Annotated in this window: 22 protein-coding genes, 4 tRNA genes and 1 pseudogene; 21 read left to right on the top strand and 6 right to left on the bottom strand. The window is 54.3% G+C overall.

The window, feature by feature from the left end; genetic code table 11:
- The first annotated feature begins 125 nt into the window (after positions 1–125).
- The 20 genes from EDD73_RS13190 (at position 126) to EDD73_RS13095 (ending at position 17777) form a co-directional block, all read left to right on the top strand.
- The gene (locus EDD73_RS13190; RefSeq protein ID WP_243116924.1) at positions 126–818 is read left to right on the top strand and encodes a TerC family protein; all 693 of its coding nucleotides are present in this window, start codon (positions 126–128) and stop codon (positions 816–818) included.
- Positions 819–1053: 235 nt separating this feature from the next.
- Positions 1054–2439, top strand: coding sequence for an NAD(P)/FAD-dependent oxidoreductase (locus EDD73_RS13185; RefSeq protein ID WP_131920665.1), 1386 nt, complete (start codon positions 1054–1056; stop codon positions 2437–2439).
- Positions 2440–2542: 103 nt separating this feature from the next.
- On the top strand, positions 2543–3826 hold the full coding sequence (locus EDD73_RS13180; RefSeq protein ID WP_131920663.1) for an adenylosuccinate synthase: 1284 nt from the start codon (positions 2543–2545) through the stop codon (positions 3824–3826).
- A 233-nt stretch (positions 3827–4059) separates the two neighbouring features.
- Positions 4060–4135: transfer RNA gene (locus EDD73_RS13175), tRNA-Lys, on the top strand.
- 7 nt (positions 4136–4142) lie between these two features.
- A tRNA-Glu gene (locus EDD73_RS13170) sits at positions 4143–4218 on the top strand.
- Between the two features lie 10 nt (positions 4219–4228).
- Positions 4229–4304: transfer RNA gene (locus EDD73_RS13165), tRNA-Val, on the top strand.
- Between the two features lies 1 nt (position 4305).
- Positions 4306–4382, top strand: a tRNA-Asp gene (locus tag EDD73_RS13160).
- Between the two features lie 233 nt (positions 4383–4615).
- Positions 4616–4762 (top strand): six-cysteine ranthipeptide SCIFF, encoded by a 147-nt coding sequence (gene scfA / locus EDD73_RS13155; protein ID WP_131920661.1) that lies wholly within the window; start codon positions 4616–4618, stop codon positions 4760–4762.
- A gap of 144 nt (positions 4763–4906) precedes the next feature.
- Positions 4907–6373, top strand: a complete 1467-nt coding sequence (scfB, locus tag EDD73_RS13150; protein ID WP_131920671.1) for a thioether cross-link-forming SCIFF peptide maturase — start codon at positions 4907–4909, stop codon at positions 6371–6373.
- A gap of 236 nt (positions 6374–6609) precedes the next feature.
- Entirely contained in the window at positions 6610–7947 is a 1338-nt protein-coding gene (locus EDD73_RS15490; RefSeq protein WP_131920659.1) for a M23 family metallopeptidase, read from the top strand.
- A 180-nt stretch (positions 7948–8127) separates the two neighbouring features.
- Positions 8128–9447 (top strand): thioredoxin-disulfide reductase, encoded by a 1320-nt coding sequence (gene trxB, locus EDD73_RS13140; RefSeq protein WP_165876520.1) that lies wholly within the window; start codon positions 8128–8130, stop codon positions 9445–9447.
- Positions 9448–9517: 70 nt separating this feature from the next.
- Positions 9518–10237, top strand: coding sequence for a tetratricopeptide repeat protein (locus EDD73_RS13135; RefSeq protein WP_131920657.1), 720 nt, complete (start codon positions 9518–9520; stop codon positions 10235–10237).
- A gap of 161 nt (positions 10238–10398) precedes the next feature.
- On the top strand, positions 10399–11679 hold the full coding sequence (gene murA, locus EDD73_RS13130; protein ID WP_131920667.1) for a UDP-N-acetylglucosamine 1-carboxyvinyltransferase: 1281 nt from the start codon (positions 10399–10401) through the stop codon (positions 11677–11679).
- A 40-nt stretch (positions 11680–11719) separates the two neighbouring features.
- On the top strand, positions 11720–12361 hold the full coding sequence (locus tag EDD73_RS13125) for a class I SAM-dependent methyltransferase (protein WP_131920655.1): 642 nt from the start codon (positions 11720–11722) through the stop codon (positions 12359–12361).
- Positions 12343–13158 (top strand): MBL fold metallo-hydrolase, encoded by an 816-nt coding sequence (locus tag EDD73_RS13120; RefSeq protein ID WP_165876519.1) that lies wholly within the window; start codon positions 12343–12345, stop codon positions 13156–13158. Before EDD73_RS13125 ends, EDD73_RS13120 begins: the two co-directional genes overlap by 19 nt.
- Before the next feature lie 51 nt (positions 13159–13209).
- Positions 13210–14394, top strand: a complete 1185-nt coding sequence (locus EDD73_RS13115; RefSeq protein WP_131920651.1) for a S1C family serine protease — start codon at positions 13210–13212, stop codon at positions 14392–14394.
- 48 nt (positions 14395–14442) lie between these two features.
- Positions 14443–15444, top strand: a complete 1002-nt coding sequence (locus tag EDD73_RS13110) for a hypothetical protein (protein WP_131920649.1) — start codon at positions 14443–14445, stop codon at positions 15442–15444.
- Complete coding sequence (locus tag EDD73_RS13105) at positions 15444–15986, top strand: 23S rRNA (pseudouridine(1915)-N(3))-methyltransferase RlmH (protein ID WP_131920647.1); 543 nt, start codon at positions 15444–15446, stop codon at positions 15984–15986. The genes EDD73_RS13110 and EDD73_RS13105 overlap by 1 nt, the downstream gene beginning before the upstream one ends.
- Before the next feature lie 17 nt (positions 15987–16003).
- Positions 16004–16342: a zinc ribbon domain-containing protein YjdM gene (locus tag EDD73_RS13100; RefSeq protein WP_131920645.1), complete on the top strand. Its 339-nt coding sequence runs from the start codon at positions 16004–16006 to the stop codon at positions 16340–16342.
- 223 nt (positions 16343–16565) lie between these two features.
- Positions 16566–17777: an L-lactate MFS transporter gene (locus EDD73_RS13095; protein WP_131920643.1), complete on the top strand. Its 1212-nt coding sequence runs from the start codon at positions 16566–16568 to the stop codon at positions 17775–17777.
- 92 nt (positions 17778–17869) lie between these two features.
- Here the strand turns inward: EDD73_RS13095 and EDD73_RS13090 are convergent, their stop codons facing one another.
- The 6 genes from EDD73_RS13090 to EDD73_RS13070 all read right to left on the bottom strand — a co-directional run bounded on the left by EDD73_RS13090 (position 17870) and on the right by EDD73_RS13070 (position 23764).
- Positions 17870–18928 carry a glycosyl hydrolase family 18 protein gene (locus EDD73_RS13090; RefSeq protein ID WP_131920641.1) on the bottom strand — a complete coding sequence of 353 codons (1059 nt, stop codon included), beginning with the start codon at positions 18926–18928 and terminating at the stop codon, positions 17870–17872.
- A 165-nt stretch (positions 18929–19093) separates the two neighbouring features.
- On the bottom strand, positions 19094–20242 hold the full coding sequence (locus EDD73_RS13085) for a GerAB/ArcD/ProY family transporter (protein ID WP_165876518.1): 1149 nt from the start codon (positions 20240–20242) through the stop codon (positions 19094–19096).
- Positions 20243–20417: 175 nt separating this feature from the next.
- The gene (locus EDD73_RS13080) at positions 20418–21725 is read right to left on the bottom strand and encodes a Ger(x)C family spore germination protein (protein WP_131920637.1); all 1308 of its coding nucleotides are present in this window, start codon (positions 21723–21725) and stop codon (positions 20418–20420) included.
- A 7-nt stretch (positions 21726–21732) separates the two neighbouring features.
- The gene (locus EDD73_RS14960; RefSeq protein ID WP_165876517.1) at positions 21733–21906 is read right to left on the bottom strand and encodes a hypothetical protein; all 174 of its coding nucleotides are present in this window, start codon (positions 21904–21906) and stop codon (positions 21733–21735) included.
- An 8-nt stretch (positions 21907–21914) separates the two neighbouring features.
- On the bottom strand, positions 21915–23213 hold the full coding sequence (locus EDD73_RS13075; protein ID WP_165876516.1) for a Ger(x)C family spore germination protein: 1299 nt from the start codon (positions 23211–23213) through the stop codon (positions 21915–21917).
- Positions 23213–23764: a GerAB/ArcD/ProY family transporter gene (locus EDD73_RS13070; protein WP_131920633.1), complete on the bottom strand. Its 552-nt coding sequence runs from the start codon at positions 23762–23764 to the stop codon at positions 23213–23215. Before EDD73_RS13070 ends, EDD73_RS13075 begins: the two co-directional genes overlap by 1 nt.
- An 85-nt stretch (positions 23765–23849) precedes the next feature.
- Here EDD73_RS13070 and EDD73_RS13065 point away from each other — a divergent pair.
- Positions 23850–24142: pseudogene (locus EDD73_RS13065) on the top strand (IS4 family transposase); the annotation flags it as partial.

Here is a 24142-nt window from a genome sequence, read left to right as displayed (position 1 = left end):
CGAAGTCAAAATACCTTTAAATGGTGCAAAATACCATCGAATAATGCGTTTTTTGAATCGCCCCTTGGGATGCGGGGGTTTTTAGACAGACTCTACTAAGGAGTGCCGAGGAGGAGAGTGTACACATGATAGGGGAACTTGCGATGGTTGATTTTCTCATTGCGTTAGCATCGATTGTGTTGTTTGACATCATCTTGGGCGGCGATAATGCCATCGTGATTGCGCTGGCGGCGCGGGCACTGCCGGCGGCGCAGCGTAAAAAGGCGATCATCTGGGGTACTGTCGGTGCCGTGGTGGTGCGGATTGTCATGACCTTAGGGGTTGTGTACCTGCTGCAAATTCCGTTGTTGCAGTTCATTGGCGGTTTGTTGCTGGTCTACATTGCCTTCAAATTGCTTCGTCCGCAAGATGAAAATGTCAAGGTGGATTCGGCCGATTCCTTCTGGGCCGCCGTAAAGACGATTGTCTTTGCTGATATTTTACTGGGTGTGGATAATGTCTTTGCCATTGCCGGGGCATCGCACGGGAACTACCTCTTGGTCGCCTTAGGGTTGGCCATCTCGATTCCCATCGTCGTTTGGGGCAGTACGATCATCCTCAAGTGGTTGGAACGCTTTCCGATCATCATCAACATCGGTGCGGCCGTGCTGGCTTGGACGGCAGGACGCATGATGATGGATGACAAGATGGTCGCGGAATATTTACAGCACGTGCCGCTCCTGACCCATGGATTACCGTGGGCACTGGGTGCTGCGGTGCCCTTGATCGGCTACCTGCTTTGGCAGCGTAAAGCGGTAAAGGTACCGCCGATTCATTAAGCATTTGCCGTTGGATTCAAGCCTGTGGTTGGATTCAAGCATCAATCGTAAAGCGGTGTCCCGGTGACCGGGGCACCGCTTTTTGGCTTGGCAGGAGCGTAAGCGGCGCGTACCTTGACTTTGGATCGGGGCTTTGCTACCATTAATCGGGCAAACCTTGCCCGCGGGCAAGGCTTTTTTTATGTTCGGGAGGTTTCTTGTTACTGCGATATCGATGAGATGAGGAGATGGCTCTGTGTACGATGTGATCATCATCGGAGCGGGTCCGGCCGGTATTTTTGCCGCCTTGGAATTGATCGCGAAGAAGCCGCAGTTGAAGTTGTTGATTTTGGATAAAGGCCGCGGGATTGACGCGCGCCGTTGTCCGCAGAAGGAAAAAAATATTCCCTGTGTATCTTGTTCGCCATGCTCGACGACCTGCGGTTGGGGTGGCGCCGGTGCTTTTTCCGACGGCAAGATCACCTTGTCGACGGAAGTCGGTGGTTATTTAGGCGAATATATCGGTGAGCCGGCGCTCAAAGGGCTCATTGACTATGTGGACAGCATTTATCGGAACTTTGGTGCGCCGGAACAGATCTATGGTGTAGGCCGGGACGAGGAGATTGAGTTGATTCGTCAAAAGGCGGTGCTGGCCGATCTGCGGATGGTACCGGCGCCGATTCGCCACCTAGGCACGGGCCGTACCGGTCAGATTATGCAGCGCATGCGGGAATCATTGGAGCAATCGGGCGTAGAAGTGCGCACCGGTACGGTCGTGCAAGCGCTGCTCGTCAATGACGGTGTCGTGCGGGGGGTACTGACTCAGGATGGTGAGGAACTACAGGCGCAGACCGTCATCGCCTGTCCGGGCCGCGACGGTTCATCGTGGCTGCGGGAAGAAGCGACGCGGCTGGGCTTGACGATGGCGATTAACCCGGTGGATCTGGGCGTGCGCGTGGAACTGCCGGCACCGGTGATGAAGCCCTTGACCGATGTGGTCTATGAATCAAAGTTTATCTTTCACTCCAAGTCCTTTGACGATAAGGTACGTACCTTTTGTATGAATCCTCATGGGGAAGTGGTGACAGAAAATACGGAAGGCTTGATGACGGTCAACGGTCATTCCCATGCTGAGAAAAAAACGGAAAATACCAACTTTGCTTTGCTGGTCAGCAAAAATTTCACCGAACCGTTTCGGGAACCGATTGCCTACGGTAAGTACGTGGCGCAGCTAGGTAATTTGCTGAGCGGTGGTGTCATGGTGCAGCGGTTGGGCGATCTGCTGGCCGGTAAGCGCTCGACGGTGGAGCGGATTCGCAAAGGCGTCGTCCGTCCGACGTTGCCGGAAGCAACGCCCGGTGACTTGTCGCTGGTCTTTCCCTATCGCTTCTTAAAAGGGATTGTGGAGATGCTGGAGGCGCTCGATGCCATCGCACCGGGTGTGAATTCGCGCAATACCCTGCTCTATGGTGTGGAAGTTAAGTTTTACTCATCACGGCTCCAGTTATCGACAGGGATGGAGACGGAAGTACGCAATTTGTTTGCCGTTGGCGATGGCGCCGGGGTGACGCGGGGCTTGGCGCAAGCGTCGGCAGCCGGTGTAGTTGCTGCACGTTCAGTCTTGGAACGTTTGACGAAGTGATGTATTATTAGACGAGGTTAGGAAAAACATAAAAGCCAAGACCGTTTCCGTCAACATCGGCGAAAACAGTTGCAAGGCTTGCAAAAATGATGGGGGTGCCGGTATGTCTTCGGTAGTTGTCGTTGGTGCACAGTGGGGCGACGAGGGTAAAGGTAAGATCACAGACTTTTTGGCGCAAGATGCGGACTTGGTCGTTCGCTATCAAGGTGGAAATAATGCCGGACATACGGTGGTTGTTGAAGGTAAGGAATACAAACTCCATTTGATCCCGTCGGGAATTTTGAATGCCGACAAGATTTGCATCATCGGCAACGGTGTGGTGCTCGATCCCGGCGTGCTGATCAAAGAACTGGATTATCTCGAAGGCATGGGCATTTCGACGGCGAACTTGCGGATTTCGTCGCGGGCTCATGTGATCATGCCCTATCATCGTGTGCTCGATGAGTTGCAAGAAATGCAACGGGGCGATGCCAAAATCGGTACGACCAAGCGGGGCATTGGACCTTGCTATGTCGATAAAGCGGCGCGGGTCGGCATTCGCATGGTTGATCTTGTGAATCCGGAACATTTTCGTGCCAAACTGGAAGCGAATGTGGCCGAAAAAAATCGCCTCTTTACCAAACTGTATGATGCGGAGCCCGTCGATGCGGCAGCGATCTATGCGGAATACAGCGCCTATGCCGATCGTCTTCGCCCCTATGTGACCGATACGCCGCTTGTGCTGGAACAAGCGCGCAAAGACAATCAACGCGTTTTGTTTGAAGGTGCGCAAGGAACGTTGCTCGATCTGGATCATGGCACATTCCCCTTTGTTACATCTTCGAGCCCGATTGCCGGTGCTGCTTGTACCGGCGCCGGTGTCGGTCCGACGACGATCAGCAAAGTCATCGGTGTGGCCAAGGCCTATACGACCCGTGTGGGCGAAGGCCCCTTCCCGACGGAACTGAACGATGCCATGGGCGATCGCATTCGTGAAGCCGGGCACGAGTTCGGTACCACGACGGGCCGTCCTCGCCGCTGCGGTTGGCTGGATATGGTGATTCTACACTATTCCGTGCGCGTTAGCGGCCTGACCGGCATTGCGCTGACCAAGTTAGATGTGCTGGATCAATTGCCGACCATTAAAATCTGTGTTGGCTATAAGTTCCGCGATCAGGTCATCGACTCGTTCCCGGCCAGTTTGGAAGACCTGGCCGAATGTGAACCGGTCTATGAAGAACTGCCGGGCTGGATGGCCGATACAACGGGATGCCGTTCGATGGCCGATCTGCCGGAAAATGCCCGTCGCTATGTGGAGCGGGTGGAAGAACTGGCCGGATGCCCCGTGGACATCTTGGCCGTCGGTCCCGACCGGGCCCAGACGATCGTCCTTCGCCCTGTGTATTAATCCAAAAGATGAATTGATGGGGAAGAACCCTTTTGCGCTTGCCGCTTCGAATCGGCAAGCTGCAAAAGGGTTCTTTGGTTCTAGGAGGAATATTCAACAGGGACGCATCTTTTTTATTTTTTTTATAAAAAAGGTGTTGACTTGTTTCTTGGAACCACGTATAATTCATATCCGTAAGCGATGCGGTGCGGCCAACGAGTAACAATGGACAATCTGCTACGATACAATGAATTGATCCATTAGCTCAGTTGGTAGAGCACCTGACTTTTAATCAGGGTGTCGCTGGTTCGAGTCCAGCATGGATCACCATCTTTATGGCCCGTTGGTCAAGCGGTCTAAGACACCGCCCTTTCACGGCGGCTACAGGGGTTCGAATCCCCTACGGGTCACCAACTTTTTTTCGGGCGATTAGCTCAGCTGGGAGAGCGCTTGCCTTACAAGCAAGATGTCGGCAGTTCGATCCTGTCATCGCCCACCACGGAGCAGTGGTGTAGAGGCCTAACATGCCAGCCTGTCACGCTGGAGATCGCGGGTTCGAATCCCGTCTGCTCCGCCATATTTTAGCCATAAGGGGCCTGTTTTCAGTGAACTAACTGGGGGCGGGTTCTTTTCTTTTGTATACTGTACGCGTGCACAAAAAGCATCATGCAGGATACGGTACGTGTTGACGATTTTCCGGCGAAGACGGTCATGACCGCCGGGTCAGATCTTTTCCTGGTTTACCGATCGTGGTATAATCACGATGATCGTTGTGAAATGCAACAGTGAGAAGCGTGAGGAGTGGTTTCAATGGCCCAACATATCGTAACGTTGCAAAAAGGTGCACTGCAAGCAACGGCGCAAACCGGTGGCTGCGGTGAATGTCAAACGTCGTGCCAGTCGGCTTGCAAGACCTCTTGCACCGTTGGCAACCAAGTTTGTCAAAAAAGCGAATAAGCGCTGATGTGCGGTGAACGCCCTCTGTTCGCGGGTATGGCGGACAGAGGGCGTTTTCTCGTTTGATGATGAAATAGGGCCGGGCAGGGATGTTCGGTGATCGATCATAGAAGAGACGTAGGCGGGAAGGGTTGGTTGGTAACGATGACAACAACAGCATGGTGGTCCGATCTGCTGAACGATGACTTGGCAGCAAATGTGTTTTCTTTTGCCTGTGGCGATTATGGCTTCGTCTATGATGTCAACACCAATTCGCTGCATGGACTGGACCAAGCGGCCTTGCAAGTGCTGGAGGCACTGGTGGCTTGTGGCGGGAACGGCGACAAAGCGCGGGAGCAACTGCAGGCGGCAGGCGCACTGGAAAAAAGCGTGATCGATGAGGTGCTTGAGGAGCTGGGTGCGTTAAAAGCGGCAGGCTTGCTCTTTACGAAGGATCTTTGGCGGGAACAGTTTTTGCCGGCCGGTACGGCCGTCGCGGAAGATGTGGTGGCCGGCCTGACGAAGGAAGCCGGGACGCCGCTGGTCAAAGCCATGTGTTTACATATTGCCCATGACTGTAACTTGCGCTGCACCTACTGCTTTGCCGGGACCGGCCCCTTTGGCGGTGATCGCAGCATGATGTCGGAGGAAGTTGGCCGGCAAGCCATCGATTTTTTGATGACCCATTCGCAAGGGCGCCGTCATGTAGAGATCGATTTTTTTGGCGGCGAGCCGTTGATGAATTTGGATGTGGTTCGTGCTCTTGTTCGCTACGCCAAGGAAAAGGCGCGGGAATACAACAAGATCCTGAAGTTGACGTTGACAACGAACGGTGTACTCCTCGATGAGGAAGCAGGGCGCTTTCTCAATGAGGAAGGGTTGTCGGTGGTGTTATCGCTCGACGGGCGCCGGGAAGTGCACGATCGGATGCGTCCCTATGTGGATGGAACGGGATCGTATAACGAAGTGCTGCCCAATTTGCAAGCGTTTGTGGAATCGCGAGGGCATCGCGACTATTACGTGCGCGGTACTTTTACGCGGGAGAACTTGGATTTTGCCGCCGATGTACTTCACATGCACGATTGCGGCTTCCGGGAGCTGTCGGTGGAGCCGGTGGTGGGCGATCCCGGTGAGGACTATGCGCTGCGGGAAGAGGATCTGGCGGCGATGGATAAGGCTTACCGGCAACTGGCCGAGGAAATCTTAGCCCGGCGGGCGGCGGGCCAGCCGATGCGCTTTTTCCATTTCGAGCTCGACTTAGCCCATGGACCGTGCTTAGCCAAACGGCTTTCCGGGTGCGGCGCCGGCAGCGAGTACATGGCCGTAGCCCCCAACGGCGATTTGTATCCCTGTCATCAATTTGTCGGGCAAGAAGCCTATCGTTTAGGTTCGGTGACGGAAGGCGTGCAGCGTCCGGCCCTGTCAAGGCAGTTTGCCGAGGCCCATATCTATCACAAGCAGGATTGTCCTACCTGCTGGGCGCGCTTTCTCTGCTCTGGCGGCTGCCATGCTAACAATGCCGGCGCCAACGGCGATCTGCTGATACCGGCCCGGGGAAGTTGTGCCCTGGCCAAAATGCGGCTGAAATGGGCGCTTTATGCCAAGGTGCTGGAAGGGGCAACGGAGCGGTAACGGGCCTTGGGACGGGCATTGTCGATTGTGCATAAGATTACTGCTGGATTTAAGGGAAAATTGTACATGTTTGCGTTTACGTGTCCTTTGAAGCTATGGTATAATCGGGAAGGCAAGGGGAATCGCTGGATGCGATACACTCTTGTTCGGCACCCGGTTTCAAAACATACGCTAAAGGTGATCGTAGGCGAAGTACGTCTGAGTCGTGGGTCGTTTTTGGTGGGAAGGGGGCACAAATGTTCGGAGAGAAAAAAGGTTTCGATTTTTCAAGTGCCTGGTCGGCGCTTCAAGACAAAATTCGTATCGGTGATTGGCAGGAGCAGTTGGCGCATCAACCGGGGGTGGAGTGGCAACGACAACCTTGGGTGAAATGGGTTGCCGTTGGCGCGACCATGCTTGTGTTGGCCGGTGGAGTCGGTACGTTGGCTGTACGTGGATCGGTAGGTGGCGAAAATGCCGCTGTTGCCCAGCAACTTCCGGATCACGTCGTCCGTAAGGCTTGTCAAATTGTTTTGGACGGCAATCCCGCGTTTATCGTCGCCAATCGTCAGGAAGCCGAGACGCTGATCAATGACGCAGTTCACTTTTTCTCCTATGGCCAGTGTGGTCCAGGGATGGAAGTAACCGATGTCAAAGTCAAGCAAACGGTGACCTATCAGGATGTCGATGTCACCGGTGATCGTGTGCTGTCGACGGAACAAGCGAAAAAACTGCTCACTGAAGGCAAAGAAGATAAGCTTCGCTATGTCGTGCAAAAAGGGGACACCTTATGGAGCGTGGCCACCAAAAACGGCATGAGTTGGAGCGAACTGCGTAAGGCGAACACGCAATTGGTTAATGACAATAAGCTCAAGATCGGGCAAGAGATTTTTCTTAACCGTCCGAGCTATTACTTAACTGTCGTTTCTACCTATAAAATTTCGACCGAAGAAGATGTACCTTATTCGACGAAGGTGGAAAAAGACAAAAATATGCGTGCCGGTGCGGTGAAAGTGAAGCAAGAAGGCGTCAAAGGCCGTAAGCTGGCGACCTATGTGGTGACCAAAGAAAATAACTATCAAAAAGAGCAAGATCTTGTGGCGGAACAGACGCTGAAAAAACCGGTCGATCGCATCGAAGTGCGGGCCGATCGGGTATATATTGCATCGCGCGGCAGTTCCAAAAGCTCCAGGAGCTCCAATGGAGAAGGTACATATTCCGGCGGTGGCAGCGGCCAGCTTTCCTGGCCGACAACGACGCGGCGAATTTCTTCGCCCTACGGTTATCGGGGTCGTGAGTTTCATCCGGCCATTGACATTGATCTGAATACGGGCGATCCCGTCTTTGCGGCTGCCGAAGGCGTGGTTGTATCGGCCGGTTGGTCCGGCGGTTACGGCAAATGCGTGGTCATTGACCATGGTGGCATGAAGACGAAGTATGCCCACTTGTCGCAGATCAACGTCGGTACAGGCGAAACGGTCAGCCGTGGGCAAACGATCGGTCTTGGCGGGGCAACGGGCCGTGCAACCGGCAGTCATCTGCATTTTGAAGTACAAGACGGCGGTACCCGCAATCCCATGGGCTACGTGAATTAACAATTGAATAAGCGCAACGCAAAAGACCTCCCCGTTGGGAGGTCTTTTTTCAAGAGGCTCCCTTGAGGTCTTTTCCAAGAGGCTCCGTTGACAGTTTTCGGAACCGGTTTTTATAATGAGGTTATCGCTTACCCTCTGTGGGTATGTTACGGGGGATCGAGAGAATAAGGAGTGGTTCGTGTGATCGATTTTGCTGGAATAGCGACAGTGGCCATTGTTGGGATATCCGATAAGCCGGAACGGGCAAGTTATCAGGTAGCCAAGTATTTAAAATCCCAAGGCATGCGTGTGATTCCCGTGAACCCGATGATCGAACAATGGTGCGGAGACGTTTGCTATCCCGATGTGGCGTCCATTCCCGCGTCGATCGCGTTAGACGGAGTTGATGTTTTTCGTAAGTCTTCCGAAGTACCGCCGGTGGTCGAGCAAGCGATTGCACGGGGCGTTTCATTCTTATGGTTGCAGGAGCAAGTTGTCCATGAAGAAGCGGCAGCGGCCGCAACAGCAGCGGGTCTGCAGGTCGTCATGGATCGCTGTATGAAAAAAGAATATGCGGCGTGGCTGGAGCGTGAGCAACCGGATATTTATGATCTCTTGATTATCGGTGCCGGCCCTGCCGGCATGACGGCCGCGCTCTATGGGGCCCGTGCCGGGATGCGCACCGCCGTCATGGAAGGCGTCATGCCGGGCGGTCAGGCGGCCAACACAGCGATCCTGGAGAATTACCCGGGCTTTGTGGAGCCGGTGGAAGGCCCGGAGTTGATGCTGCGGTTTTTAAGCCAAGCCCAGCGATTTGGCGCCATTTATCTTTCGGAAGAAGCCGCGTGTGTGCGCTTGACCGGGCACCTGAAGCGTGTGATCAGCCAGCAGCAAACGCGCTATGGCCGTACGGTGATCATTGCCACGGGAGCCAAACCGGCCACCTTGGGCATACCCGGTGAAGATCGGTATTACGGACAAGGCGTTTCCTACTGCGCCACCTGTGATGGCGCGCTCTACCGGGACAAAAAAGTCGTTGTCGCCGGCGGCGGCAATTCAGCCGTGGAGGAAGCGCTGTTTTTAACCAAATTTGCCCGGGAAGTGGTGTTGATTCATCGCCGCGATCAATTGCGGGCAACGCAAGTGATTCAAGACCGCGCGATGGAGAGTGAAAAACTGTCGATCCGCTGGAATACGGTGTTGGAAGCCATTGAAGGCGATACACTGGTACGGCGCGTGCGGACGAAGCATGTGCAGACCGGTGAAACCGGCGAAATCGATTGTGACGGTGTGTTTATTTTTATCGGTCAGCGTCCGGAACTGGAGTTTATCGCCGAAGATATCGCGACGACGGAAGAAGGCTTTATGGTCACCGATGGTCAGTTGGGCATCGGCATTCCCGGCGTGTTTGCTTGCGGTGATGTGCGCGATACGCCGCTCCGGCAAATCGCAACAGCCGTCGGTGACGGTGCGCTGGCGGCGACGATGGCTGAAAAGTATCTGGCGGCGCAGCGTGGATAGGTGCACGGTGGCATGGTGATGATCCTTAACGTAAGGAAGTCGTAAGGAAGAACGGAAGTGAGGAACAGCAATGTTATGGGGTAAACAAGGGGGACGTCGTGCCCAGATGATCAAAAAAACCTTAGCCATCCTTGTGGCGGTAGGTTTGGTTGGCAGTACCATGGCCGGCATCTTTTATCTGCCGGAAAGTACACCACCCGAGGCGGCCACACCGGTCAATGACGATGCGGCACTGGCGAACCTGGAATCGACGTGGTTGAATGAGCTGCCGGCATTGGAAGCGGCCACCAAGCAAGCCGGCGCGAAGGGCCAAGACTGGATGGCCCTGGCCAACAAGCGCTATGATCTGGGCGAACTGGCGATGGAACGCAACCAGCCCGAGGCTAGTTCCGCTTATTACGCCCAGGCCGTCGAAGCCTATCAGCAGGCGCTAAAGCAACTGCCCGATGATGTCAATGCTAGGGTGGACTTGGCAACGGCCGCTTTTTACAGTCAGCAGTTGGATGTGGCCGAGAAGAATTTTAAGCAAGCCTTGGCCAAGGATCCCAAGCACGTACAGGGCCAAATCAACTACGGCATTTTCTTAGCAATTGCCCGCCAGGATGTTCCGGCTGCCAAGGCGGTCTGGGAACAAGCGTTGGCCGTCGACCCGTCGGCACCGCAAGCAGCACGCTTTAAGCAGATGATTGCCTGGGCCGATTCGATGCTGGCGAAGCCGCAAGGGCAAGCCGGGGCCGGTACCGGTCAGCCGGATTTATCGGGACTGCGCAACGAACCGGCCGCCAAGTAGCAGCAAGAACCAAAAAAGGCACGCCAAGAACGCGTGTCTTTCTCTTTTTCCTGGCTGTTAAGCAGGATTCCGCGGAATAAACGAGAATAACAAGTGATTGTGGCAAAACGTTAATAGATGGAGTTTTGCTCGTGACAGCGCGGAAAGGGGAACGATACTCGTTGGGTAAACTGATCGTTCAGGGGGGAACTCCCCTGGAGGGACGAGTGTCCATAAGTGGTGCCAAGAATGCGACTCTCGCTGTCATGGCTGCGGCCATGATGGGTTGCGGGGAGACGATTTTAGAAAACATACCGAATATTGTTGATGTGGAAGTCATGATGGAGTTATGCCGCGAACTGGGCGGTGAAGCGAACTGGCTCGAGCCAGGGACGATTCGCATGGTCTTGCCGGATTCGGCATCATGCAAGACATCCTATACGCTGGCCAAGAAACTGCGGGCGTCCAATTTATTGCTCGGTGCATTGATCGGCCGCTTTGGTTGGGCGGAAGTTGCCTTGCCCGGCGGCGATAATATTGGCTCCCGTCCGATGGATCTGCATATTAAAGGGCTCTATTGCCTGGGTGCGGAACTGAAAGTGGAGCATGGCTATATCCGGGGCGGTGTGATCGGTGGCGGCAAGCGCTTGACCGGGAACAAAGTCTATCTCGATTTCCCTTCCGTCGGTGCTACGGAAAACATCATGATGGCCGCCGTACTGGCCAAGGGGCAGACGATCATTGAAAACTGTGCCAAGGAACCGGAAATTGTCGATTTGGCCAACTTCCTCAATGCCATGGGCGGACGGGTGCGCGGTGCCGGGACCGATCTCATCCGCATTGACGGTGTACAGCGTTTAGAAGGTGTACGCTATGCGGTGATTCCCGATCGTGTGGAAGCCGGCACGTACATGGTGGCAGCGGCGGCAACTCGTGGGCGGGTAATCGTGGAAAATGTCATCCCGACGCATCTTCATGCGTTGTCGGCGAAACTGCGGGAGATGGGCGTAACGGTGGAGGAAGAAGACGATCAAGTGCTTGTGGATGGTCGGGGAGAATTCCGGCCTGTCGATATCAAAACAATGCCCTATCCCGGCTTTCCGACGGATATGCAATCGCAGTTGATGGCTCTGTTGGCATCCGTATCGGGTACAAGTATGATCGTGGAAAATGTCTATGAAAATCGCCTGCGCGTCGTCGATGAATTACAGCGCATGGGTGCCCAGATCAAAATAGAAGGTCGCACCGCGATTATTGATGGGACTTCGGAACTGACCGGTGCCCAAGTCAAAGCGACGGACTTGCGGGCCGGCGCGGCGCTGATCATTGCCGGTTTGATTGCCGAAGGGGAAACGGAAGTTTCCTGTATGTATCATGTCGATCGCGGCTATGAGCATCTGGAGGAAAAATTACGCTCCCTGGGAGCGAAGGTACGCCGGGTCGAGTCGAGCAGTAAGGCCTAGCCGGTGGGGGAGGTGATCGGAAGCAAACGTGGACATTGCAATGAAAATGAGCACAACGACGGTGACGCTCCCCGCCGGGGAACCGTTGACGATAGCGCGCGTTGCCGATGTCAATGCGCTGGTCGATGCAGCCCAAGAAGTCGATGAGTTGCCCTTTTGGGCGGAGCTCTGGCCGTCGTCCATCGGCTTGGCCGGCTATCTGGTCGAGCATGTGCGGCTCCGGGACGTTCGCTTGTTGGAGTTAGGTGCCGGGTTGGGACTGGCCGGCATTGCGGCGGCCCGTGGCGGCGCCGATGTAACCCAAACCGATTTTATCCCACAGGCGCTGAGGTGGGCGGCTTATAATGCTAAGCTCAATGGCGTGCAAACGACGCTACTGGAAGCGGACTGGCGTTGCTTTCCCGATATTGGTCTCTTCGATGTGATTATCGGGTCCGATATTTTATATGAACCTACCGTACATGATGATTTGCTGGCCTTGTTCCGACGCCATCTGACCGCCCAAGGCGCCATATTCTTGGCCGATCCCGGTCGCGCCCATGGCGATAAGTTCATTGAACAGATGGGCAAAGCGGGCTGGAAAGTCGATGCAAAGCAAATTACAGCGCAACTGGACGGCCGGCAAACAGCGGTGACCGTCTATCGATGCCGGCGGAGGACACCATGCGTTACACGACCTTAGCAAGCGGCTCCAATGGCAATTGCACTTATGTGGAGGGTAACGATACACGGCTGCTCATCGATGCCGGATTGACGGCAAAGCAGTTGGAGCGGAACATGGAGACACTGGGCATTGATCCCGGTTCGATGGATGCCATTGTGGTTACCCATGAGCACATCGATCATGTGCGCGGCGTCGGTGTGCTGGCTCGGCGTTATGGACTGCCGATCTATGCATCGGCAGGGACGTGGGGGGCCATGGCATCCATAATTGGCAAAATCAAACCGGAACAGATCAAAACGCTGGAACTGGAGATGTTCTTGGAGATCCGGGGACTGAAGCTGGAAATTTTTCCGACACCCCACGATACGTCCGGCTCCATCGGCTTGACCGTTTCCGACGGCCGCCGGCGTATGGGGCTGGCCACCGACAGCGGCTATGTGACGCGCGGGATGGGGCGACGTTTGCTGGGCTGTGATGCGATCATTTTGGAAGCCAATCATGATGTGCGCATGCTGCAGGAAGGTCCCTATCCCTACGCGCTCAAGCGGCGTGTGGCCGGGCAACAGGGGCACTTGTCGAACCGGGCCGCCGGTGAAGCGCTGGTCAAATTTTGTGAGCAGGGAACACGACAGGTGTTACTGGCCCATCTCAGCGAGACGAATAACCGGCCCGAACTGGCCTTGGAAACCGTCGCAACCTGTTTGCGTGACGGTGGCTTTGCGGTGGCCTTGACACTGACCAATGATCGCTGCGGTGATGCGATAGCGCTGTCGGTTGCCCCACGGTATGATGCACACCCGTTGGTGGCAGTCTAAAGAGAGTTATTGTGTGATGGATGTGGATGCGAGAAAGGGCGGAGCGCTACGATGGATTATTTCGAAGAAAACCAGCCGGGCCGCAAGCGCCGACCGGGGTTGTTTTCCTACTTTGTAGTAGCTTTAATCGCAGCATTACTGGGCGGTTATTTTTCGCAGACCTTATTCAATGCTCAGGGTGGAGCGAGAATTCCCATACCGGGTATGCCCGGCGGTAGTACGGATAAAAGCGCGCCGCCGCCTTCCGGTTATGCTTTACCGCCCCAATTGCCGGAAACGACGATGGTCGCCGGTGAGACGAGCCGCATTGCCCAGGTGGCACGGTCTGTGGGACCGGCGGTGGTCGGGATCTCAAATCGGGTCAAGGTGCGGCAATTTTTCGGCGGTTCGACGATCCGGGAACAAGGCAGCGGCTCGGGCGTTATTTTTGATCCGGCCGGCTATTTGGTGACGAACCACCATGTGGTGGCCGATGCGGCCGAAATCGTCGTTTCCTTGGCTGATGGACGGACGACGCGGGCCACCATGATTGGCTCCGATCCCAGCAGTGACCTGGCGGTGCTTAAGATCGATTTAGAAAACCTGCCTGTCGCCAAGTTCGGTGATTCGAGCAAGGTACAAGTGGGTGAGTTGGCCATCGCCATTGGCAACCCCGGCGGTAAAGAATTTGCCGGCTCGGTTACATCCGGCATTGTTTCCGGCGTGAATCGCCAACTGAATACGGGGGAAGGCAGTTATGCTTTCAACTTGATGCAGACCGACGCGGCGATCAACCCGGGCAACTCCGGTGGTGCACTTTTAAATGCCAACGGCGAAGTGATCGGGATCAATTCGATCAAGATCAATGTGCCAGGCTTTGAGGGCATGGGCTTTGCCATCCCCTCCAATCAGGTCATGCAGATTGTCAACGATCTGCGCAACACCGGCAAAGTGGCTCGACCTGCCTTGGGCGTGCAAACCAATATTGACGTCGATAAGGAATTGGCCAAACAGTATGGTTTGATTACCGAATACGGCGTGGTTGTCCAACCGGTACCGGGTGGACCGGCACAACGGGCAGGCATGCAAACGAATGATATTATCATCGCCATTAATGATCAGGCGATCCACAACCGGCCGGAATTGCTGCGGGAGCTCTATAAATACAAAGTGGGCGACACCGTGAATGTGACGGTGGTACGGGAGCAAGAAAAATTAACGTTACCGGTAACCTTGGGGGAAAAAGCGCAGGGGTAGCTTTTTCGGAGAAACCGGGCTAGAGAGAAAAGGAAGGGGTTCAATACAATGACGGAAGAACAAAAAAGCATGGCCCATGCCCATGGGCATGATGAGCATAGCAACGGTCATGACGCTCACGGTCACGATGATCATGGTCATGATGATCACGGCCATGGCGGTGGTGGCGTTAAAGAAAGCCCTCATCCCTGGGGTTGGGTGCCGCTCAGTGTCATACTGACGATGTTGCTGACGGGCCTTTTGGCACCGGCCATTGCCTATCAAGGGGTACCGGAGCCGCCGATGATGGCCGTCGAAGCCCAGACCAGCGGTGAAAAAGAAGTGCTTGGGGCGGTCGAAAATGCCTTGAAGGTGCGTTTTCAAGCGCTTTCGACGGGAAATCGCGAGTTGTTGCCACAAGCTTTTGGCAGCGCCGGTACCGGTGATGCCTTGACGGAAGAAGAAAGCCATTTTGCGCAATTTTCGCAGGAGTTTCAAGCGGCCGGTATGCGGGGGATGCCGCAAATTGCCATTCAGCCCTATAAGATCGAAGTAAGCGGCAACCGGGCAACGGTGGTGTTTGAATACCTGGCCATTTACAGCCAGACACCGATCCGCGGCGGTCATGCCTGGGATCTGGCCAAAGTGCAAGGGCAATGGAAAGTTGTCGGTAACGGTGCGTTTATCGACAGTCCTACGACCAGTAAAGTTACATCGGTGGTGCGCGACTTCCTGACGGCGGTGAAGTTCGATCACAAAGCCGATCTGCGTGGCCCCTGGGATAAAACCCGCGATCCCCTCGGCCTGGTAACGAAGGAAACGATTGAAAAGCTGGCCGGTCAAGGCGGTACCTGGGAAGTGGTCAGCGTGACCTTGTTCGGCAACCAAGGCCGTTCGATGGCCGCGCTGCCGACCGATGCCGATGTGGCGAAGGTGCTGGTGCGTAATGCCGATACGCAGGAACAATACCTGATGGTTGTGGCCAAAGTGCCCGAAGGCAACGGCCCGCTGGCTGCGTCGGAGTGGAAGGTTTATGGCATGATCAGTGAAAAGGACCTGATGCAGTCGTGATGCGCATCCGCTTAGTGGCGGTGGGCAAAATCAAAGAGAAATATCTTCATGAGGGCCTCCGGGAGTATACCAAACGCCTGGGGGCCTATGCCCGTTTTGAGGCCATCGAAGTCGCTGACGAAAAGGTGCCCGATCAGCCGTCACCGGCGGAGGCTGAGGCGATCAAAGCCAAAGAAGGCAGTCGGCTCTTGGCGGCGGCGGGATTTGACGCCGGAGGCACCGGGAAGGCCGGTAAGGCATCGGGTTCGATGGCTGCCCGCAGCGGCGCCGGGACGATCGGTGTGGCGCTCGATTTGCGCGGGGCCATGTGGTCATCGGAGGATCTGGCGAAACACCTGGCCGAATGGGGGCTTTACGGCACCAGTTCGGTGGTTTTTTTTATCGGCGGTACGCTGGGGTTATCCGATGAAGTGCTGGCCGCTTGTAAATATCGCTGGTGCTTATCGAAGTTAACCTTTCCCCATCAACTGGCGCGGCTGGTGGTACTGGAACAGGTGTACCGGGGATTCAAGATTGGGGCGGGAGAGACCTATCACCGCTAAGAAGGAGAAAATAAATGATGAGTGGTTTGCCCAATTGTCCAAAATGTAAATCCGAATACACATACGAGGACGGCGATCTCCTGATTTGCCCGGAATGCTCCTATGAGTGGACTGTAGGCGCAGAAGCCGAAAAGGATCAAGAAATAGTGGTCAAGGATGCTAATGGGAATGTATTGCACGATGGTGATTCGGTCAGTGTCATCAAAGATCTAAAGGTCAAGGGAAGTTCTTCGGCGCTGAAGATGGGCACGAAGGTCAAGAACATACGGCTCGTCGAAGGTGATCACAATATCGATTGTTACATTGATGGTTTTGGGGCAATGAAGTTGAAATCGGAATTTGTTAAGAAGATCTAGCGGATCACGGAAGGCCCTCCTTGTCGAAACAGGGAGGGCCTTTGTCATGGCTACGCGCGAAGCTACAGAGATTTTTGAATTAACAAAATACTCGCAATTGCTTGCATTCAAACGTGCTTTCGTATATAGTTGTTACACAAACCAAACACGGGAGGGGGACCTAGGTCGACGTAGGGGTAAGAAATCTGAAAATTAATAATACTACATCAAAGGAGAATTTTCTATGCAATCTTCAAGCCGCGGCTGGTTGGTTGTGCTGGCCGGTGTAGGGGTCAACCTGACCTTAGGTATCCTTTATACCTGGAGCGTCATTGCAAAACAACTAACCGAGCAGCTCAACTGGACAAATACGCAAGCAACTCTTCCTTATACCATTGCCATCGCTATGTTTGCTGTATGGATGTGGCCTGCAGGCCGCATGCAAGATAAATACGGAGCCCGCATTGTAGCCACCGTTGGTGGTGCCCTTTGCGGCGGCGGTTTAATCATCGCCAGCTTATCGCCAACGCCGTTAATGGTTACGATCGGGTTTGGCTTGTTGACTGGTTCCGGGATCGGGCTAGCTTATGCGGCTTCCACACCGGTCGCGATCAAATGGTTCCCGCCATCGAAGAAAGGCTTGATTACCGGGATTGTGGTCACCGGTTTTGGCGCTGCCCCGGTCTATGCGTCACCGCTGGCCAAATTTTTACTCGGTACATACGGCGTTGAAAAGTCATTTATGATCCTCGGCGTATCGTTCATGGTCATCAGCGTATTGCTTGCCCAATTGTTGAATCCCCCGCCAGTGACCGAAGTGAAACCGGCGGCCAATGCCGGTCCGGCACCGGTTACGGCACGGCAATATGAGGCCAAAGAAATGTTACGTACGTCGCAGTTTTACGCCCTTTGGGTTATCTTTATGTGCTCCGCCTTAGCGGGCTTAATGGTCATTGGCCATGCTGCCAAGATCATGGCGCTCAAAGGGGCCAACTGGGGCTTTGTGCTGGTGGCTGTCTTGGCGATTGCTAATGCCGGCGGACGGTTGATTGCCGGTGCGATCTCCGACAAATTAGGGCGCACGCGCACGATGTTCTTTATGTTCGCGCCTTCGGCAGCCGTATTAGGTATCTTAAGCTTCCTGAATTCACCGATGCTGGTTGCGGCCGCCCTGATCATCGTTGGTTTCGCCTACGGCTCCTCGGTAGCACTGATTCCCTCGGCAACGGCCGATTACTTCGGTACGAAGAATCTGGGCACCAACTACGGTATCGTCTTTACCGGATGGGGTGTTGGCGGCGTTTTCGGTCCCATGCTGGCCAGTTACATGGTGGACCTGACGGGCACCTATTCGACGGCCTATGTTGTTGCGGCTTTGCTTTCGGCGATTGCTGCTGTCTTATCGATTATGACCAAAGCACCTGTTGAACAGATGCAACTGCGTAAAACCGCATAACCAAAAAGCCTCAACCGAAGTGGTTGGGGCCTTTTTAATGAAAAGGCGCGCTCCTGATCCCCGGTGGGAGGAGCGCGCCTTTAGAGATCACACTACTTTAGCTTGCCGGAGACGGTGTTCCAAAAGCTTTGATCTTCAAAACCCAGGCGCCAGATGCCGACGCCGGCGAGGCCGTATTGATTGACGAGGTCGAGCTTATAGGCAGTAGATTGGGCGTTTTCGTACCAGACTTGATGGCTGAGACCTACGGAGTCGGTATATGTAAACCAAGGTGTTTTCGATAAGTCATCCCATTTGGGGGTGATGTTATATTGCGTCAACAGTTTGGGAACGGAAAAATAATTGACGACTTTCGTGCTCGGGCCGTACCAGTCGTAGCCGTAGGTGGCGATACCGAGCAGCACTTTGGTCTTGGGCATCGTCGTCAGTGTGTACTGGACGGCTTTGGTTACGTAACCGATGGAAGCGACCGCTCCCGGCGTGCCGCCGTAATAATGCTCATCGTAGGTCATGATCTGTATGTAGTCGGCGTACTGCCCTAAGGCCGCAAAGTCGAAGGCGCCGCCCCAGTTGGAGGTGGTGTCGTTGTAGACTTTACCGGGAGTGGAGACGATGACTTTCAGGTTCAGCGGGGAGAGGGCTGCTTTCATCTCTTTGATCAGTTGGGTATAGTTGGATCGGCAGGAAGCGGGGACATTTTCGATATCCACATTGACGCCGGCATAGCCGTACTTAGGTAAGGTGGTTTTTAACTGATTGATCAGGTTTTGCCGGGCCGTGGTACTGCTCAGCAGGGCTGTCGCGGTATTGGTATCGAATCCGCCGTTGATGAAGTTGTGGATGAGCGCGTAGGCTTTGAGCGATTTGGACTTGGCCAAGGTCAGGCCGTCGGTGGGTGGCGTACCGGTGATGTTGCCGAGGCTGTCCACTTTGTAGGTAAAGGTGGAAATGGCGTTAAAGGAAGCGCCGTAATTGACGAGGGAGTTGTAGGCGCTTTTGTCGCCGATGTAGTCAACAGGATAGTAGCCGAGGATGATCTTGGATGATGCGGTGCCGGTTTTGGTCACTTTTTTGGCGGCCATCGCCGGAAGGGGCATGAGCATCATGAAGGCAAGAAGCAAGGAAAGAGCCAGGCTCAGTTTTCGCTGCATCGTCGATGTTCCTTTCCTGTTTTTTCGCTGAGACAAAGGCGCTGCGATGTATGCAATCAAAATGTATCACAATGAAGCCCTCCTGCATAAGTAGGCCAGTGACCAGAATTGTTTGGTGACTGATACAATCGTTGGAACTACATCCGTTTTCACACCGTTCGATCATCAATGGCTCCGGCGATTCCGCAATTTTATTTTTTTTTGACCGGAAAAGGCGGTACCGGACCCGTTGTCGCTCAAGCGCAGCGGTGCAGCCTTTTTCCTTCCCGGCAAGCGATGCAACAACCGGTTCCAGATGAACAGGGCGATCAGTGCACCGTAGAAGGGCACCTGCAACCATACCGCCAGGCGATCGTTAATGGCAGTTGCATCCACGGTTCGTTGCGGAACGTAGGCAATACAAAGTGCAATGACCGCAAGTGGAAAAAGGTACGGGCGAAAATCAGGCGCTTTAATGCCTTGCGCCAGCACCAATGCCGAAGTATATATTCCCATCGCCAGGCCGATGGTGATGATAATCAGCCAGATAAAGATGAAGAGCGGATCGATTCGCTGAAAAAACGTCCCAAACTGAACGAGCCGGGCAATTTGATAAAGCGGAAAGCCCATCTGCTGGGCTGCCCGGATGGTAAAGCTCATCTGAAAGACGATCTGCGAAAAGATCATCACAGCGGCGGCAAATCCCAGCGCAACCATCATGCTGCGGTGCAATTGTCGTTGGCCGCGAAATAAGGGAGCAATGAATCCATAAAGAAAAAGTTGATTGTATAGCGAAGTGACTGCCAAGCCGGCCCCCAGGGTATGCATGAGGCCGTACCCCAGCCACGGGGACAGATGATCGAAGGTGCCGATAGCGGCGGCCGATGTTAACGCGAAGAGATAGATGACCAACAGGAAAGGAAAAAGAATCATCATCGTCCGTGATACGTTTTCCAGACCTTCGTAACATAAATAGAGATTCAAAAGCACCATGGAGATCAGAACCACCCCCAGCGGTGTTTCCGGCAAAAAGGTGGATAAGACAAATTCGCCGAAAATCCGCAGCTGCAAGGCGTAGAAGATCAAGAAGTAGCCTGAATAAAAGAAGCCGAACAAAAATTGTGCCGGCTTGCCCCCGAGTGATCCGGCGATATCCGGGAGAGAACGGCGGGAATAATCGCGGAGCAACGAGGCCAGCGCCAGGAGTACCAACACGTTGACGAACGCCGCAATCAGGGGGAGGAGCCAGGCAGCCGTCCCGGCGAATTGACAAAGCGTTCGCGGTAACACCAAAAATGCTTTTACGTGAATAAAGGCGCTGATGACGATGGCCACAGGCAACCATCCTACATGCCCTTGCCGCTTCGCGCCGATCATATTGTGGGTGCCGCGGCAGCGATCGGCCCGCGAGCGGCGATCGGCCGGTGCCCGGTGATCGAAAGCAGATATTTTAAATGATCGTCATGCACGGGCATCGTCAACCTCCTGGGTGCGCAGCACGAGCTTACGCTTACGGCGTTTCCCGTTCCCGCGGTTGAATCCGTAACCCGGGACGGCGAATCTTAATATCGACCGCTACGGTAACGGTAGCCTGGGCAAAATGTTCACGCCAGTTGAGTTCATCTAATTCCTTCATGGTGAGCATTTTGGTTCGCAGGAAGCGAACGAAATAAAAAGGATCGACCTTTTGGCGCTGGGCTTTTTGAATCAAGGCCGCAATTTGGCTTTGAATCTGACCAGCAGCGTAGGCTTCGAGGTCGGCGATCTTATCGCTGGACACATAAGGTTCTAAGGACTGGATGCCCAGGAGATTACCTTCCAGTGATAAGGCGATGTCAATGTGGGGAACATCGTTGACATCGGTGATCGTAATCTGCGGTGCACGGGTGCGGTGAAGTTGCAGCGAAAAAAAACCCAGCCCTGTCGGTGAAGGGAAGACCCAGATGCTCCTTTTATAGGTATCCCGCAGTAAACTGTAATCGCGTGTCTCCCAGCCGGACCACTTGTCGACCAGTTTTCCCTGATGGAAGACGGCGACACCGAGAAACTCGGAAGGGTTGCCGCCGGAACGGTAGAGCGGGGCGAGGGTTTTCCCGCCGGGCTCGGGATTTTCCGGTAGTTGTTGATGATATTCATCGGTCGGCAACGGTGCGTTGTTGTTTTCCTTTTTTTCACGCTCCACAATCGGGTTGACAGCTACGATGGGGAGAACCGCATCAACTTGGGGGCTGTCGGTTTCATTGATAAACTCATGGAGGGTGGCCATGCGAAAAAAACTGAGTTGCGGGACAAGGCGGGCCAAGTCTTCCGCATAGCGGGAAACGCTTTTTTCTAACACTGGGTCGGTCGTCAAAAAGATATGCCGGGCCGCTCCTTCCTTCGCAATCCAGATATAGGTGGAGCGCCGGAATTGGTGGTAGCGTTCAAAAACATCCAAGTACGGCAGGAGGCCTTCCTTGGCCAGTTGCTCACCGAATACGACGATGCGCAGGTGGCGAAAATCGATTTGCCGTTCAATGGTGGCTTCCGCAAGCGAGATGGCTTCGGGAACGGAACGGGCCGTCACAGTGAGGACTTTGGTCGTTCCCGATACGGTGCCACCGCCGGCTTTTTTTCCCGGGCCGGCTTCAACGCCGACGGGAACGGCGACGCGCAGCATCACGTCGATCTGGTTATCGACGCTCCGGTCGATACCGAGGGTCAGCACAAAGGCCAGTTGCTCCAGTTCATTGCGATCCCAGCAACCGGCGAGCAACAAGGTGAGGCAACTCAGTTGCAGGGTGAAGCATAACACGCGACGTCGCCAGGTCGGTTGCATCGTTTTTTCACCTCCGACTCCATAGTACGAGCCAAGGAGCGGCAACGACGGCCAACGCTAAAACATAGGTACCCACGGCGGCCGGCTTATGGTCGTTGCGCCAGAGGAACTGGCCGTACCGGAAGGTATAGAGTGCGATGGCGAGTACGGGAATGGCGATTAACAACATGGTCAACATCACGAATTATCTCACTTCTGCAACCGCGGTTGAATCCGTAATCCGGTGCGGCGTATTTTGAAATCGACGGAGACCGTAACGGTGGCTTGGGCAAAACGTTCACGCCAGGGGAGAGCATCGAATTCCTGCATGGTCAGCATGCGCCGTTGCAGGTAGCGAACAAGATCGAAGGGATCGGCTTTGGCTTTTTGGGCTTTATGAATCAGCGCCAGCAATTCTTCCTGGAGCACCGCCGTGACGAAAGATTCCACCGCGCTGATCCTCTCGGTCGATACATATTGCTCTAACGATTGGAGAGATACAAACTCCCCTTCCAGCGACAGGGCAATGTCCATGTGGGGAAATTTTTCCGAGCCGGTAAGCCCTATCTTTATGGGGCGAACCCGGCGAATTTGCAGGCTAATCGGTCCGGGTGCCGTCGGTGAATCGAAGTTCCACAGACCGATGCGATACGTGTCTTTTAAGAGGTTATACAGGCGTGTTTCTTGACCGGACCATTGATCGATCATTTTTCCCTTTTGAAACAGGCCGACACCGAGAAATTCGACGGGATTGCCGCCGGAACGGGCGAGGGGGGCCAGGGTTGTCCCGCCCGGTTCCGGATGGGGCGGGAGCTGTTGATGATATTTTTCGGTAGGCACCGGTTGGCCCTGGTTCTTACGCTCACTCTCGACAAGCGGAGCGATGCCGATCAGGGCGATGACGGAATCACAGTGGGGATGATCGGTTTCGTTTAAAAATTCGTGGAGCGTCGGCATACGGGAATAGCCTATACGCGTGGCCGTACGGGCTAGATCATCAATAAAAGCAGAACTATTTTTTTCCAATACCGGTGCATTCTCGAGAAAAAGACGGCGACCGCTGCCTTCTTTGGCGACCCAGATGTAGATGGTGCGCCGAAACTGGCGATATCGTTCCAAAGTATCCAAATAGGGCAGGAGTCCTTCGCGGGCCAAGGGCTCCCCGAACGCAACGACGCGAAGATGGCGAAAATCCAGCGCTCGTTCGACGGTTGCTTCGGCCAGGGCGATGGCTTCCGGCAGTGAGCGAGCCGTAACCGTGATCATTTGGGATGTTTGCGCTATCCCTTGTTTACTGGTGCCACGGTCCCCACTTGCTTGGAGGCCGCTGGGAACGGCAATGCGCATGGATAGGTCGATCTGGTTGCCTACACTTCTGTCGACGACCATCGTCACCACAAAAGCCAATTGCTCCAGTTCATGGCGATCCCAGCAGCCGGTGAGAAGAAAAGCAAGGCAGCCCAGAGACAGGAGGAAGAAGCGCCGGCGTCGTGGCCCGGTGGATTTCATCATTTTTTCACCTGAACGCGAGAAAATAGCCGGTTCCATAGCAGCAGCAGCAGAGGTATTACCAGGAGGGGGAGCGTTAACCAGATATTCAAGAAAAGGCTGAGTTGGATTGTATCGAGGAGTCGCAGGGGAAGATAGGCGATCGCCAGAGCGATGAAGGCCAGCGGAAAAAGATAGGGGCGAAAATCAGGGGCACCGATGGCCTGGGCGAAGGACAGGGCGGAACTATAAAGCCCCATGGACAGGCCAAGGGAGATGATGGTGGCAAAGATAAAGAAGAAGAACGGATCGATCCGTTGAAAAAACGACTCAAACTGAACCAAGCGGGACACTTGATAGAGGGGAAAGCCGATTTGTTGCGCCGTGTTGATGGAGAAGCACAGATGGAAAACGATTTGCGTTAAAGTAAATATACTGGCCGAAAATACCAAAGCGCTCATCATACTGCGCCGTAAATGCTTTTGGTTGCGAAACAACGGAGCGATCATTCCATACAAAGCGAGTTCCTTATAGAGCGTTGTACATTCGTGTTCGGTTAACCAAAAACATATTGGTAATTTAAGTCATTTAAAGGTTTTTTATAAGATGATGTCGAAATCATAAGCTGACATATCACTTGTGATGGAGGCGTCCCCAATGAAAAAACCTTCCCCAAAAACCACGGTCATCGAAGAAGAATTAACGCGAATTTTCCCATCCGAATGGATAAAAGAAACAGCAAGGGAAACGAAATTTATCAAACGATCCCGTGAAGTGGATCCTGTGATGTTCTTCTGGGCCTTAATTCTCAGTTTTGGTGTCGGCGTTTCCCGAAGTTTAGCGAGTATCCGGCGTTGCTACGGAAGTATGGCGGCCAAAGAGCTCGTCCCTTCGGCTTTTTACGATCGGTTCACACCGGAACTGGTTGAATTCTTGAAACGTTGCATCGC

Source organism: Heliophilum fasciatum, from assembly GCF_004341395.1.
In the GTDB taxonomy this organism is placed as follows: domain Bacteria; phylum Bacillota; class Desulfitobacteriia; order Heliobacteriales; family Heliobacteriaceae; genus Heliophilum; species Heliophilum fasciatum.
This window is presented reverse-complemented; position numbering and strand designations above follow the sequence as displayed.

Bases quoted from the DNA above. Each gene is read 5' to 3' on its own strand.
- EDD73_RS13190 (WP_243116924.1), top strand. From the start codon at position 126: ATGATAGGGGAACTTGCGATGGTTGATTTTCTCATTGCGTTAGCATCG.
- EDD73_RS13180 (WP_131920663.1), top strand. From the start codon at position 2,543: ATGTCTTCGGTAGTTGTCGTTGGTGCACAGTGGGGCGACGAGGGTAAA.
- scfA (WP_131920661.1), top strand. From the start codon at position 4,616: ATGGCCCAACATATCGTAACGTTGCAAAAAGGTGCACTGCAAGCAACG.
- scfB (WP_131920671.1), top strand. From the start codon at position 4,907: ATGACAACAACAGCATGGTGGTCCGATCTGCTGAACGATGACTTGGCA.
- EDD73_RS15490 (WP_131920659.1), top strand. From the start codon at position 6,610: ATGTTCGGAGAGAAAAAAGGTTTCGATTTTTCAAGTGCCTGGTCGGCG.
- EDD73_RS13135 (WP_131920657.1), top strand. From the start codon at position 9,518: ATGTTATGGGGTAAACAAGGGGGACGTCGTGCCCAGATGATCAAAAAA.
- EDD73_RS13125 (WP_131920655.1), top strand. From the start codon at position 11,720: ATGAAAATGAGCACAACGACGGTGACGCTCCCCGCCGGGGAACCGTTG.
- EDD73_RS13120 (WP_165876519.1), top strand. From the start codon at position 12,343: ATGCGTTACACGACCTTAGCAAGCGGCTCCAATGGCAATTGCACTTAT.
- EDD73_RS13115 (WP_131920651.1), top strand. From the start codon at position 13,210: ATGGATTATTTCGAAGAAAACCAGCCGGGCCGCAAGCGCCGACCGGGG.
- EDD73_RS13110 (WP_131920649.1), top strand. From the start codon at position 14,443: ATGACGGAAGAACAAAAAAGCATGGCCCATGCCCATGGGCATGATGAG.
- EDD73_RS13105 (WP_131920647.1), top strand. From the start codon at position 15,444: ATGCGCATCCGCTTAGTGGCGGTGGGCAAAATCAAAGAGAAATATCTT.
- EDD73_RS13100 (WP_131920645.1), top strand. From the start codon at position 16,004: ATGAGTGGTTTGCCCAATTGTCCAAAATGTAAATCCGAATACACATAC.
- EDD73_RS13095 (WP_131920643.1), top strand. From the start codon at position 16,566: ATGCAATCTTCAAGCCGCGGCTGGTTGGTTGTGCTGGCCGGTGTAGGG.
- EDD73_RS13090 (WP_131920641.1), bottom strand. From the start codon at position 18,928: ATGCAGCGAAAACTGAGCCTGGCTCTTTCCTTGCTTCTTGCCTTCATG.
- EDD73_RS13080 (WP_131920637.1), bottom strand. From the start codon at position 21,725: ATGCAACCGACCTGGCGACGTCGCGTGTTATGCTTCACCCTGCAACTG.
- EDD73_RS13075 (WP_165876516.1), bottom strand. From the start codon at position 23,213: ATGAAATCCACCGGGCCACGACGCCGGCGCTTCTTCCTCCTGTCTCTG.